11 protein-coding genes are annotated in these 13210 nt (G+C 53.4%); all 11 read left to right on the top strand.

Features of this window, described 5'->3' with window-relative positions; genetic code table 11:
• Positions 1–111: IS1595 family transposase (locus tag Q8O92_08265; protein MDP2983308.1), on the top strand; the 111-nt coding region annotated here is incomplete at its 5' end.
• Positions 112–814: 703 nt separating this feature from the next.
• Positions 815–2470 carry a dihydroxy-acid dehydratase gene (gene ilvD / locus Q8O92_08260; GenBank protein ID MDP2983307.1) on the top strand — a complete coding sequence of 552 codons (1656 nt, stop codon included), beginning with the start codon at positions 815–817 and terminating at the stop codon, positions 2468–2470.
• 168 nt (positions 2471–2638) lie between these two features.
• Positions 2639–4321 (top strand): biosynthetic-type acetolactate synthase large subunit, encoded by a 1683-nt coding sequence (ilvB, locus tag Q8O92_08255; protein MDP2983306.1) that lies wholly within the window; start codon positions 2639–2641, stop codon positions 4319–4321.
• Positions 4318–4806: an acetolactate synthase small subunit gene (ilvN, locus tag Q8O92_08250; protein MDP2983305.1), complete on the top strand. Its 489-nt coding sequence runs from the start codon at positions 4318–4320 to the stop codon at positions 4804–4806. The genes ilvB and ilvN overlap by 4 nt, the downstream gene beginning before the upstream one ends.
• A 322-nt stretch (positions 4807–5128) precedes the next feature.
• On the top strand, positions 5129–6118 hold the full coding sequence (ilvC, locus tag Q8O92_08245) for a ketol-acid reductoisomerase (GenBank protein MDP2983304.1): 990 nt from the start codon (positions 5129–5131) through the stop codon (positions 6116–6118).
• Positions 6119–6412: 294 nt separating this feature from the next.
• The gene (locus Q8O92_08240) at positions 6413–7972 is read left to right on the top strand and encodes a 2-isopropylmalate synthase (protein ID MDP2983303.1); all 1560 of its coding nucleotides are present in this window, start codon (positions 6413–6415) and stop codon (positions 7970–7972) included.
• Positions 7972–9237: a 3-isopropylmalate dehydratase large subunit gene (gene leuC, locus Q8O92_08235; GenBank protein MDP2983302.1), complete on the top strand. Its 1266-nt coding sequence runs from the start codon at positions 7972–7974 to the stop codon at positions 9235–9237. The genes Q8O92_08240 and leuC overlap by 1 nt, the downstream gene beginning before the upstream one ends.
• The gene (locus Q8O92_08230) at positions 9234–9713 is read left to right on the top strand and encodes a 3-isopropylmalate dehydratase small subunit (GenBank protein ID MDP2983301.1); all 480 of its coding nucleotides are present in this window, start codon (positions 9234–9236) and stop codon (positions 9711–9713) included. Before leuC ends, Q8O92_08230 begins: the two co-directional genes overlap by 4 nt.
• 151 nt (positions 9714–9864) lie before the next feature.
• On the top strand, positions 9865–10923 hold the full coding sequence (locus Q8O92_08225) for a 3-isopropylmalate dehydrogenase (GenBank protein MDP2983300.1): 1059 nt from the start codon (positions 9865–9867) through the stop codon (positions 10921–10923).
• 235 nt (positions 10924–11158) lie between these two features.
• Complete coding sequence (locus Q8O92_08220) at positions 11159–11476, top strand: hypothetical protein (GenBank protein MDP2983299.1); 318 nt, start codon at positions 11159–11161, stop codon at positions 11474–11476.
• A 122-nt stretch (positions 11477–11598) separates the two neighbouring features.
• The gene (cimA, locus tag Q8O92_08215; GenBank protein MDP2983298.1) at positions 11599–13209 is read left to right on the top strand and encodes a citramalate synthase; all 1611 of its coding nucleotides are present in this window, start codon (positions 11599–11601) and stop codon (positions 13207–13209) included.
• The last annotated feature ends 1 nt before the right edge of the window (position 13210 follow it).

The following is a 13210-nucleotide window of genomic DNA, read 5'->3' as shown; positions in this document are numbered from 1 at the left end:
GAATTTTGTTATCGCTTTAACCGGCGATTCAATGAATTACTGATTACTGACAGACTCTTAACTGCTTGTCTGAATACCTCCACTATTACCTATGCGGAGTTAACTCGATAAGCGAATTAACATATTATTTTTCTTGACATCTTTGTCTTATTTAAACTATTTTATTCCGGTGCGTAAAATCAAGCTGCCTCACTTGTTTCTTTTCCACGGATGGATGTCAGATGATAAACCGGGTTGTCAGGGGTGGAAATATGACGGGTATAACTAAAAATATGCCCGATATGATGTCCTATACTGCATCTGCATGTATTCCCGGTTTTTTCGTTTCTTTATGCTATACAGCGCTTCATCGAATTAATCTGCTTATTGGCCTCGTAGTAATCCTGCCGGTATTGGCGGATTTTTGAGGCCACCCTTCGAACCTGATTTACCTTGCCAGATGATAAAGTTCGTTAGGAGCCTCAGGAGAAATCCCGGAAGGAAGCGGGGAATTATGTTTTTAAAAGAAAGAAGTCAGGAGTCAGGAGACAGGAAAAAAGAATCCGTGTATGCAATCTGAAAATGTTAGTGATCGGATATAGATGCTGAAACGGTTTCATCGTTCCCGCGAAGCGGCAACAAGTTCGGCATGACACGGGTTCAGAAAGATGCCGAAACAAGTTCGGCATGACACATGTCATCCTGAACTCGTTTCAGGATCTAATCAAGTTAATCCTGAAATCAAGCGAATCAAGGTTCAGACTGGTTTTTTTTCTTCCTTTACTAAGGCACTCAGGCACTTAGGCACTCATAACATCATCTAAGGGGCGCATACATGAGAAGCAGCGACATAACAAAAGGATACGAGAAGGCCGCCTCACGGTCTCTCCTGTACGCCACCGGCATCGACCCTTCACAGATGGGAACGCCGATGGTGGGAATCGCCTCGTCATTCACCGATCTCGTACCCGGACATTCCGGGATGCGCGATTTGGAGCGATTTATCGAGAAAGGGATTCATACAGGAGGGGGAAGCGCTTTCATTTTTGGCATACCGGCTGTGTGCGACGGCATCGCCATGGGACACAGCGGCATGAAATACAGCCTCTGCACCCGTGAACTCATCGCCGATGCCATCGAATGCGTCATGATGGCGCACAAGCTCGACGGCGTTGTGCTTTTGACCAACTGCGATAAAATCACTCCGGGAATGCTTATGGCTGCAGCCCGGCTCAATGTTCCCGCCATCGTGGTCACAGCAGGCCCCATGTATTCCGGCAACCTGCATAACCGTCGTCTCTCCCTTGTCGGCGATACATTCGAAGCTATCGGCCGGTACCGTCAGGGACTCATCACCGAGGAAGAGCTTACCTGCCTGGAGATTGAAGCCTGTCCGGGACAGGGCTCCTGCCAGGGACTTTATACCGCCAATACCATGGCCTGCCTGACAGAGACTATGGGCATGTCGCTGGTCGGCTGCGGAACCGCTCTTGCCGGTTTTGCCAAAAAGCGGAGGATCGCCTTCCGCTCCGGAGAAAAGATTTGCGATTTGATCCGTCAGGACATCAAACCCTGCGATATCATGACCCGTGAAGCCTTTCAAAACGCCATTCGTATGGACATGGCGCTTGGCGGCTCGACCAATACCGTTCTCCACCTTCCGGCAATCGCGCATGAGGCAGGTGTGGAACTGCCCCTGGACGAATTTGACCGTCTTTCCAGGGATACTCCGCACATCACATCGCTCCTGCCCGGCGGCGAGCACTTTCTGGAAGACCTGGAATATGCCGGCGGGATTCCGGCGGTCATGCATGTGCTCGGAGACAAACTCCGCGATAACCCCACTGTCAGCGGTGTAAGTGTGAAAGAAATCCAGGCGCAGCATGAGGTGTCCGAACCGAAGGTCATTCACGGTCTGGATAATCCCTATCACCGTGAAGGCGGAATCGCAATACTGCGCGGATCGCTGGCCCCGGACGGCGCGGTAGTGAAACAGAGCGCGGTATCGGAAAAGACAATGGTATTCAAAGGAAAAGCACGGGTGTTCGACTCCGAAGAGGAATCGCTTGAAGCCATTTTCAACCGTAAAATCAACCCCGGCGATGTGGTGGTGGTGCGTTATGAAGGACCGAAAGGAGGTCCCGGTATGCGTGAAATGCTCCAGGGAACGGCTGCAATTACCGGCATGGGCCTTTCCGACTCGGTAGCGCTTATCACCGACGGCAGATTCAGCGGCGGAACACGCGGCCCCTGCATTGGTCATATATCACCCGAAGCGATGGAGGGCGGCCCGTTGTGTATTGTACGGGAAGGGGATGAGATTCTCATCGACATCCCCGGCCGCACAATCGATCTCCTCATCAGCGGGGAGGAAAAAAAGAAGCGTATGGCTTCCTGGACGCCGCCGGAACCGAAAATCAAGAAGGGTTATCTTGCCCGGTATGCAAAACTGGTGACTTCGGCAGCCACAGGAGCTATATTCAAAGAATAAAAAATGACATGATGATATTCGAATAGCGAATATATCCTGAAACGAGTTCAGGATGACACGTGTCATGCCGAACTTGTTGCCGTTTCACGGGAACGATGAAACCGTTTCGGCATCTATTTACACATCGATATAAAATCAATCATGTTTAGAATACTAATGAGGTACTCCATGAAATTAAGCGGTTCTGATATATTTATCGAGTGTCTGAGGAAAGAAAAGGTCGAAGTTCTCTTCGGATACCCGGGGGGGCAGATAATGCCCATCTTCGACAAGCTCTACGATGCCCATGACATCCGTTTTGTGCTCACCCGCCATGAGCAGGCAGCAGCCCATGCGGCGGACGGTTATGCCCGTGCCACCGGTAAAACCGGGGTGTGTATTTCAACATCAGGGCCGGGCGCTACCAACCTGGTTACCGGTATCGCGAATGCCTACATGGATTCCATACCCCTGGTGGCGTTCACCGGCCAGGTTTCCATGCCGCTAATCGGCACCGACGCGTTTCAGGAAGCGGACATAACCGGAATAACCCGGCCGATAACCAAGCACAATTACCTGGTCAGTGAAACAGGGAAGATGGCGGATATCATCAGCCAGGCGTTTTACATCGCCTCCACCGGCAGGCCCGGCCCGGTCCTGGTGGACATTCCCAAGGATGTGAGCACGGGGATGATCAATTTCAAATGGCCGGATAAACCGATTATCCCGCCGGGATACCGTGTGCCGAACTATGCCGACGCGGAATCCATCGAGGCCGTGGTGAAAGCGGTGAGGGAGTCGGAAAAACCGTTCATTTATGCCGGCGGCGGCATAATCATCAGCGGCGCCCATAAGGAGCTGATACAGTTCGCCGAAAAAATAAATGCTCCTGTGACCACGACCCTTATGGGACTGGGCGGATTTCCGGCCAGCCATCCGCTTTGGGTGGGAATGCCCGGCATGCATGGCACCTATACCGCCAATATGGCGTTTACCGAATGCGACCTGGTTATCGCCGTCGGCGCTCGGTTCGACGACAGGGTGACCGGAAAAGTGGAGGAATTTGCCCCACACGCCCGGATTATCCATATCGATATGGACCCTGCAGCCATCGCGAAGAATGTGGAGGTTGATATTCCCGTGGTCGGAGATGCGAAAGCCATCCTCACCCAGCTCCTCGATGCGGTGGACAAACGAAACCGGAACGGCTGGAACGATCATATCGAAAAAATGAAAAGGGAGCGCCCGGTTTTCTATGTAGACGAACCCGGCGTTCTGAAACCTCAGTATGTGGTGGAGCAAATCTACGAGGTTACAAAAGGGGAGGCCATCATAACCACCGAGGTGGGACAGAACCAGATGTGGGCGGCCCTCTACTACAAATTCGATAAGCCGAGGCAGTTCATCTCGTCCGGAGGCCTGGGAACGATGGGATTCGGTTTTCCTGCGGCGATCGGTGCCCAGATAGGGCGTCCCGGAGAGGTGGTATTCGATATCGCCGGAGACGGTTCCATCCAGATGAATATCCAGGAGCTGGCTACCGCTGTTCAGGAGAAGGTGCCGGTGAAGGTGGCAATAATCAACAACCGCTACCTCGGCATGGTTCGTCAATGGCAGGAGCTTTTCTTTAATAAACGGTATTCGGGAACCGACATCGAGTGCCAGCCGGATTTTGTCAAGCTGGCCGAAGCCTATGGCGCCCACGGAATCCGGGTTGAGCGTCCGGAAGAGGTTCGGCCTGCGATTGAAAAGGCTCTCGACATCCCGGGGCCGGTGTTCATTGATTTCAGAGTCGACCGTGAGGCCAATGTATGGCCGATGGTGGCGCCCGGCGAGCCTATCTACAAGATAATGGAGGGTCATGAGATATGAAACACACCATATCTGTAACCGTGGAGAACAAATTCGGCGTTCTGGCCAGGGTGAGCGGGCTTTTTTCCTCACGCGGCTACAACATCGACAGCCTTGCGGTCGGGGAGACCAATACCCCTTCAGTCTCTCGCATGACCATTGTGGTTCATGGCGATGACCGGGTACTGGATCAGGTGATCAAACAGCTTAACAAACTGGTGGATGTAATCGAAGTGATCGATCTGCCGGACGGCACATATATTGCACGGGAGCTGTGTCTGATAAAGGTGAAAAGCGATACCGGCGCGCGGTCAGAGATTCTGGAAGTGGCCGATGTCTTCCGCGCCAAGGTGATCGATATAGGCCACACCGCGCTCACCATCCAGATCACCGGAACGGAGGACAAAGTCGAGGCGTTCATCAAGCTCATGGAGCCGTATGGTATCGTTGAGCTTGTTCGCACCGGCAAAGTAGCCATGGTAAGGGAACTGAATTCGAATACATGAAAGGAAATGAAACAGTTAGCATTTATCAAAGGACGATATAATTGGATGCAGCCCCCTTTCTGTCCTTCGGACATCCTTCCCCCGGAGGGGGCAGGACACGGTTTCATTGTGCCTGCGAAGCAGCAACGGCTTTACAGTACCTGCGAGGCAGCAATGGTTTCATCAAATGGGTTAAGGGTGACCAGTGAAGACGTCATGCCGAACTTGTTGCCGCTTAGCGGGAACGATGAAACCGTTTCGGCATCTATACCAAAAAAATACTCAATTGTTATTACATCATGTATAGCACATTTATCAAGTTATAATCAAAGGGAGGTTCGCAATGAAGATGTATTATGACAAAGACGCCGACCGAAGCGTATTGCAGAATAAAACGATCGCCATCATCGGATTCGGTTCCCAGGGACATGCGCAGGGCCAGAATCTCCGCGATTCGGGATATAAGGTAATCGTTGCCGAGCTGCCGGATACCGCGAATTACAAACTGGCTGTGGAAATGGGATTTAAACCCGTAAGCGCCGCAGAAGCCGCTGAAAAAGCGGATATCATCCAGATACTCCTTCCCGATGAACTTCAGGCCCGTATATACAAGAGCGACATCGAAAAGGGGCTCAAACCGGGCAAGGCTCTGGTATTCTCGCACGGTTTCAATATCCATTTCGGCCAGATAAAACCTCCAAAAGATGTGGATGTGTACATGGTCGCCCCCAAAGGGCCCGGCCATCTGGTACGGCGTGTGTTTGAGCAGGGCGGCGGCGTTCCAGCCCTTATCGCTGTTCAGCAGGATCCCACCGGAAAGGCCAGGGAACTCGCCCTGGCTCATGCATGCGGTATCGGCGCCGGCCGCGCCGGGATCATCGAGACAACTTTCCTCGAAGAGACCGAAACCGACCTCTTCGGCGAACAGGTGGTGCTTTGCGGCGGATTGACCGAGCTTATCAGGGCAGCTTTCGAAACCCTGGTCGAGGCCGGTTACAAGCCGGAAATCGCTTATTTCGAATGTCTCCATGAAGTAAAGCTCATCGTTGACCTGATCTATGAAGGCGGCATCGCCAATATGCGCAGCTCCATCAGCGACACTGCCGAGTATGGCGACCTGGTCACCGGAACAAGGATCATCACCGAGGAAACCCGTGAGGAGATGCGCCAGATTCTCAGCGAGATTCAGTCCGGCCAGTTTGCCCGTGAGTGGATCCTGGAAAATCAGGCCGGAAGACCGGTATACAACGCCCTGAAACGGATGGGCGAAGAGCACCTCATCGAAACTGTGGGCAAAGAGCTACGCGGCATGATGAGCTGGCTGCACAAATAGAAATATGCATATATTCATCACAATAAACTGAGTAAGAAATCCCCTCTGCCTGCCGGCATCTCCCCTTATTAAGGGGAGAATTATATACGAGGTTTTATTTTTTATCCTTTTTTTAACCCCCTTAACAAGGGGGTCGCCGCAAAGCGGCGGGGGGATTTTATCCTTGAAAGGGGGTGGTACAAGTGGACGAGCGTTCCGCGGGTCTCGGCGAAAGCGGCCTTAGCTACTTTCAATTTCAAACATTGAAAAACGGCGCTGGTCTGCGCCCACCCATCTCAAAGAGGATTGAAAACCATGAGCAATAAACGAATCATCATATTCGATACCACGCTCCGTGACGGGGAACAATCGCCCGGCGCGTCGCTCTCCGTTAAGGAAAAAGTCCAGATAGGGGTACAACTGGAGCGGCTGGGAGTGGATATCATCGAGGCCGGATTCCCGGTCTCCTCGGCGGTGCAGTTCGAAGCGGTACAGGCATGCTCCGCTGAAATCAAGAACACGGTTATCGCCGGTCTCGCACGCACCCTGGAAAAAGATATTGTCTCCGCGTACGAGGCCCTGAAATACGCAGTACGGCCGCGGATTCATACCTTTATCGCCACCTCGCCCATTCACATGGAGTTCAAGCTCCATAAAAAGGAGGACGAGGTGCTCCGTATGGCTGTCGAGGCGGTAAAGCTGGCGGGAAGCCTGGTAAACGACGTCGAATTCAGCGCGGAAGACGCTTTTCGGAGCGACCTCGGCTTCCTCAGGGAAGTTGTTCAGGCAACAATCGAGGCCGGAGCGAAAACGATCAATCTGCCCGACACGGTCGGATATGCCATTCCATCCGAATTCGGGGTGTTCGTTCGCGATATCGTGAGCAATGTTCCCAATGCCGGCCAGGCTATTTTCAGCGTACACTGTCATAATGACCTCGGTCTGGCGGTGGCCAACTCGCTCATGGCCGTACGCAACGGCGCACGGCAGGTGGAAGTTGCGGTCAACGGCCTGGGAGAGCGCGCAGGAAACGCTTCGCTCGAAGAAGTGGTCATGGCTCTCAAGGTTCGCCATGATTTCATTGGATTCGATTCCGGGGTAAACACGCGGGAGATTTACCGTACAAGCCAGCTCGTATCAAATCTATCCGGTATACGGGTGCAGCCGAACAAGGCCATTGTCGGAGCGAACGCTTTTGCCCACGAGTCGGGTATCCATGTGGACGGCCTCCTGAAGGAGCGCTCCACCTATGAGATCATGACTCCGGAATCGATCGGGCTGAACGGTATGAAAATCGTCCTCGGCCGTCATTCCGGCAAGCACGGGTTCAAAAAGCGTCTTGAGGACATGGGCTACAAACTGGCCGAGCAGGAGCTGGGTACCGCTTTTGAGCGGTTCCTGGAAGTTGCGGACAAGAAAAAGGAAGTGTTTGACGAAGACATCGCCGCCATAGTGGAGGATGAAATCCGCGGCGTGCCGGAGGTATTCAAACTCGAATATTTCCACATTTCCAGCGGCTCGTCCACCATTCCCACCGCCACAGTGCGCATCAGGATGGGCGAGGAAGTCCGTCAGGAGTCAGCCTGGGGCGACGGTCCTGTGGATGCCACGTTCAAGGCGATCAATGCCATCGCCGGGATGCCCATCAAGCTTGAAGAGTATTCGCTGCGGGCGGTAACCGCAGGGACAGAGGCGATGGGGGAGGTTACACTCCGCATGGTGGTGAACCATTCGATCGTGATTATCGGGCGCGGCTCTTCCACCGATATTCTCGATGCTTCGGCAAAAGCGTATGTGGATGGACTCAATAAGATAAAACAGAGAATTTCAGCCCCGGATGACTTGCCTGATGCGGGGGATGGAGATAAAGTATAATGGGAATGACCATAACCGAAAAGATACTGGCCGCTCATTCTGGAAGAAAAACCGTACGGCCGGGAGAACTGATAAATGCCAGGCTGGACATTGTGATGTGCCATGATGTCACCACCCCTCCGGCTATCAGCATGCTCCAGAAACTGGGGATGGACCGGGTTTTCGATCCGGAGAAGATCGTGGTGATACCTGACCATTTTGTACCCAACAAGGATATCAAGAGCGCAGAGCTGGCCAAGCGCCTCCGTGAATGGGTGCGTAAACACCACCTCAAAAACTACTATGAAGTCGGCGAAAACGGAGTCTGCCATGTGGTTTTGCCTGAGGACGGCTGGGTTTTGCCCGGACGGACCATCGTATGCGGAGATTCGCACACCTGTACACACGGCGCTCTGGGGGCGTTTTCCACCGGAATCGGCTCTACAGATCTGGCGGCGGCAATCTATGCCGGGGAACTGTGGTTCAGGGTGCCGGAAACCATGAAATTTGTGCTCGCCGGTTCTCTCCCGAAAGGGGTGTATTCCAAGGATGTGATTCTCGAAATAATCCGTCAGATTGGAGTGGACGGCGCTCTGTACAAGGCTATGGAGTTCATCGGCCCGGTGATCGACGAGCTTTCGGTTGAGGCCCGGTTCACCATCACCAACATGGCCATCGAGGCCGGGGCGAAATCGGGGATTATCAATCCCGACGAAAAAACCATCGAGTATGTCCGCGCCCGGAGCGATGAAGATTTCACCGTCAATACTTCCGACCCGGATGCAGAGTTCTCCAAAGTGATCGAGATTGACTGCTCCGGCCTGGAGCCGATGGTAGCGTTTCCGCACCTGCCCTCCGATGGCCGTAAGGCCAGAGAGGCGAAAGATATAAAGATCGACCAGGTATACATCGGCTCTTGCACGAACGGACGGATCGAGGACCTGCGGATCGCCGCCCGTATCCTGCGGGGAAGGAAAGTGGCCGAGGGAACGAGGTGCATCGTGGTGCCGGCTTCGACCACGGTCTGGCGTCAGGCGATGAAAGAAGGCCTGTTCGACATATTCAGCGATGCGAAATGCGTGGTGTCCGCTCCGACCTGCGGCGCCTGTCTCGGCGGCTACATGGGGATTCTGGCGGCGGGCGAGCGCTGTGTTTCCACCACCAACCGTAATTTTGTGGGACGGATGGGTTCTCCGGAGAGCGAAGTTTATCTTGCCAGCCCGGCGACAGCCGCGGCTACAGCGGTCACCGGTCATATCACCGATCCGAGGGAGATGATTCTATGAAAGGCAGAGCGCACGTATATACCCGGGACCATATCAATACCGATGAAATCATTCCTGCCCGCTACCTCAATACCGACAGCGAGGAAGAGCTGGCCCTCCACGCTATGGAGGATATCGACAGTGAGTTTGTACTGAAAGTGAAGCCCGGGGATATTATTGTCGCCGGTTTCGATTTCGGCTGCGGCTCCTCGCGGGAACATGCGATATGGGCGCTCCGTGGAGCCGGGGTGGGATGCGTTGCGGCGGAAAGCTTCGCGCGCATTTTCTACCGTAACGCCGTCAACAACGGTTTTCCGGTAGTTGAGTGCAAAGGCGTCATCGGCGCGGTGAAGGATGGCGACGAACTGGAGATCGAGCTTCGCGCCGGAATCATCCGCAATCTCACCAGCGGGAAGGAATTGCGGTTCGTACCGCTGCCTGATTTTGCGTTCCGGATTGCCGAGGCGGGCGGGCTGCTGCAATCGATTAAAGAGTAACCTCACCCGGCCTTTGGCCACCCTCTCCTATTCAGGAGAGGGAAAATACGGCCTTTTAGAGTCACCCCTCTCCTGACTAGGAGAGGGGCAGGGGGTGAGGTATAAAACACCATAGGAAATCTTGTTACGAATCTATTAAAGAGAGGATAAATTGAAACGAATCGCAGTTATAGGCGGCGACGGCACCGGGCCGGAAGTGGTGGCCGAGGGGTTGAAATGCCTGAAAGCGGCGGCGGGCAAGGTTGGATTCACCTATGAGACGGTGCATTTTAACTGGGGCGGCGAACATTACCTGAAAACCGGGGAAATCCTGCCGGACAATGCGGTTGAAACCCTGAAAACGTTCGATGCCATTCTGCTCGGCGCAATTGGCCATCCGGGGGTAAGGCCGGGAATTCTTGAAAAGGGGATACTTCTCAATCTGCGATTTGCCCTCGACCAGTATATCAATCTGCGGCCGGTGAAACTGTATGAAGGGGTTCAAACCCCGCTTGCCGGAAAAGGACCGAAGGATATTGATTTTATCGTCGTCCGCGAGAATACGGAAGGATTGTATGTCGGGAGCGGCGGGTTCATGAAAAAGGGCACCCCTGACGAAGTGGCGATCCAGGAGTCGGTGAACACGCGCAAGGGGGTGGAGCGATGCATCCGGTTCGCTTTCGAGCTTGCCCGCAAACGGAACAAAGACCGTAAGGTGACACTCTGCGGCAAAACCAATGTGCTCACTTTCGCCTGGGACCTCTGGGAGCGGGCTTTCCACGAGGTCGGCGCGGCGGATTACCCCGATATAGCCCGCGATTATGCGCATGTTGACGCCACCTGCATGTGGATGGTGAAAAACCCGGAATGGTTCGATGTCATAGTCACCGACAACATGTTCGGTGACATCATCACCGACCTCGGCGCGGTCATACAGGGCGGTATGGGCATCGCCGCCGGAGGAAACCTCAACCCGGAAGGCGTCTCCATGTTCGAGCCGATAGGGGGGAGCGCTCCGAAATATACCGGAACCGGCAAGATAAATCCCATGGCCGCCATCCTGAGCGCCCAGATGATGCTCGATTACCTGGGCGAAACCAAAGCCGCGGCGATTCTGGAAAAAGCCTGTATCGAAGTCATTTCCCGGAAAATGATTAGCATGGCGGCGGGTAAAATGGGAATGAGCACAGCCGAGGTAGGCGACGCGGTGTGCGAGGAAATTGCGAAGTGATGAAATTGCACCCGAAGCAATTATACATTACGACATAAATAATTGAGCTTGTTTTGAGTGTTTATATCCTGAAACGGTTTTATCGTTCCCGCAAAGCGGCAACGAGTTCAGGATGACAGGTGTCATGCCGAACTTGTTGCCGCTTTGCGGGAACGATGAAACCGTTTCGGCATCTATTTTGAAAAGAAACGCAATAAAATATGTTATGATGCAAAGTAAATAAGGACATAATACAATGAAAAGCAAAGAAGAGTTCATCGAACAGATAAAAGATATACGGGCTGTGCTGGCTTCTGGTGCAGAAGCAAAATGTTCGTGCCCGAATGTCAAGTGTGAATGGCATGGGGATTGTTATAACTGTGTACGCATTCATCGGCATTATAAAGAACATGTACCGAGATGCATGCAGACCATCCTGCGGGACAAAGTGAAGGAAATTGCGAAAGCAGTCGAATTCACAGTGGAGAATATACCTGGAAGTCCGGGAGAATACTGGGACTATCTCAATAGAGTAGCTCCTCCCGATAAAAAAGATGGATCTCAAATTGTATAAGGAAAGACAGGCCGCACTCAAGCGTGAATACAATGAGTATGGCGGTTGTGGCTTGAAAAATGTGATCAATTTGGCGGGAAGGGTTATAACGTGCGGGAATCATAACCGGGCGGAATGGCGGCATGACTGATACAAATACGAAAAATACGATACGGCATGTGGACATATACGATTCCACCCTCCGTGACGGCGCTCAGGCTGAGGCCATCAGTTTCAGCATGGATGACAAGCTGCTTATCACAGAAAAGCTTGACGGTCTCGGGGTGAAGTATATCGAAGGAGGCTGGCCGAATTACACAAGTCCCAAGGATTTGAATTTTTTCCGTGAGGTCGGAAAGCTTCGGCTATCTGTTTCCAAGGTGACGGCGTTCGGCTCGACACGAAGGGCTTCAAACTCCCCGGAAAAGGATCCGATTCTCCGTACGCTCATTGACGCCGATACGGAGATTGTGACCATATTCGGGAAAAGCTGGGATCTCCATGTGGAAGAGGTGCTGCGGATATCTCTCGATGAAAACATCGGTCTGATCGAAGATTCGATACGGTTTCTCCGGGCGCAGGGACGGCGTGTTTTTTATGACGCCGAACATTTTTTCGACGGCTATAAGGCCAGGCCGGAGTACGCGCTCAGAACTATTCAGGCTGCGGAAGAGGGCGGCGCCGAAATCATCGTGCTCTGTGACACCAATGGGGGAAGTATCCCGGAGGAGACAGCATCGATCTGCGATGAAGTGAAGAAGCGGATCGGCATACCATTCGGGATGCACTGCCATAATGATGCGGGCATGAGCGCGGCGAACACTCTTGTCGGGGTTGTGCACGGCGCTTCCCAGGTGCAGGGAACCATCAACGGTTTCGGCGAGCGCTGCGGGAATGATAACCTCTGCACCACCATACCGAACCTCGTGCTCAAACTGGGTGTGGAATGTCTCCCGGAGGGCCGTCTTTCAGGTCTGATGGACATTTCAAGGTTTGTATCGGAGATCGCCAACGAATCCCATAACCACCGTCAGCCCTATGTCGGCGAGAGCGCTTATGCGCACAAGGGAGGCGCACATATCGACGGCGTGCTCAAGAATCCTCGTACGTTCGAGCATGTCGATCCGGAACTGGTCGGCAACCAGCGGAGATTTCTGCTTTCTGATCAATCCGGCAGGTCGACAGTACTATCCAAGCTGAGCAGCTTCTACATGAACCTTGACAGGAACGGGCCGCTGGTCAAAGCGGTTCTGGCCGAGCTGAAACGGAAAGAGCATGAAGGATACCAGTACGAAGCCGCCCAGGGTTCTTTCGAGATACTCGCGGCGCGGATTATCGAAGGGTACACGCCTCCCTTCTCTTTCGAGGGATTCCGCGTTATTACCGACCGCCGCGATGACGGCTCCATGGTGAGCGAGGCTACAATCAAACTCTCTGTGGAAGGCGCCGAGGAACATACCGCCGCCGAGGGGGACGGCCCGGTGGATGCGTTGAACAGCGCGCTTCGTAAAGCGCTCAACCGGTTTTATCCCTCGCTTTCCGAGGTCAGGCTTGAGGACTACAAGGTTCGGGTGCTTGATTCCGACGAAGGCACGGCCGCACGGGTGCGGGTGCTGATTGAATCATCTGACGGCGTCGATTCCTGGGGGACGGTGGGAGTATCGGAAAATGTTATCGACGCCTCCTATATTGCTTTGGTGGATAGCCTCTCCTACAAGCTGATCCTGGATATGCGGAGAGAAAAAGAGGCATAAA

This window comes from Candidatus Latescibacter sp. (assembly GCA_030692375.1).
Lineage (GTDB): Bacteria > Latescibacterota > Latescibacteria > Latescibacterales > Latescibacteraceae > JAUYCD01.
The sequence above is the reverse complement of the archived record's forward strand: the minus strand, read 5'-3'. Positions and strand labels throughout refer to the sequence as shown.

Excerpts from the sequence above, each read along its gene's own strand:
- Q8O92_08240 (MDP2983303.1), top strand. The coding sequence starts at position 6,413 with ATGAGCAATAAACGAATCATCATATTCGATACCACGCTCCGTGACGGG.
- ilvN (MDP2983305.1), top strand. The coding sequence starts at position 4,318 with ATGAAACACACCATATCTGTAACCGTGGAGAACAAATTCGGCGTTCTG.
- cimA (MDP2983298.1), top strand. The coding sequence starts at position 11,599 with ATGACTGATACAAATACGAAAAATACGATACGGCATGTGGACATATAC.
- ilvD (MDP2983307.1), top strand. The coding sequence starts at position 815 with ATGAGAAGCAGCGACATAACAAAAGGATACGAGAAGGCCGCCTCACGG.
- Q8O92_08230 (MDP2983301.1), top strand. The coding sequence starts at position 9,234 with ATGAAAGGCAGAGCGCACGTATATACCCGGGACCATATCAATACCGAT.
- Q8O92_08220 (MDP2983299.1), top strand. The coding sequence starts at position 11,159 with ATGAAAAGCAAAGAAGAGTTCATCGAACAGATAAAAGATATACGGGCT.
- ilvB (MDP2983306.1), top strand. The coding sequence starts at position 2,639 with ATGAAATTAAGCGGTTCTGATATATTTATCGAGTGTCTGAGGAAAGAA.
- leuC (MDP2983302.1), top strand. The coding sequence starts at position 7,972 with ATGGGAATGACCATAACCGAAAAGATACTGGCCGCTCATTCTGGAAGA.
- ilvC (MDP2983304.1), top strand. The coding sequence starts at position 5,129 with ATGAAGATGTATTATGACAAAGACGCCGACCGAAGCGTATTGCAGAAT.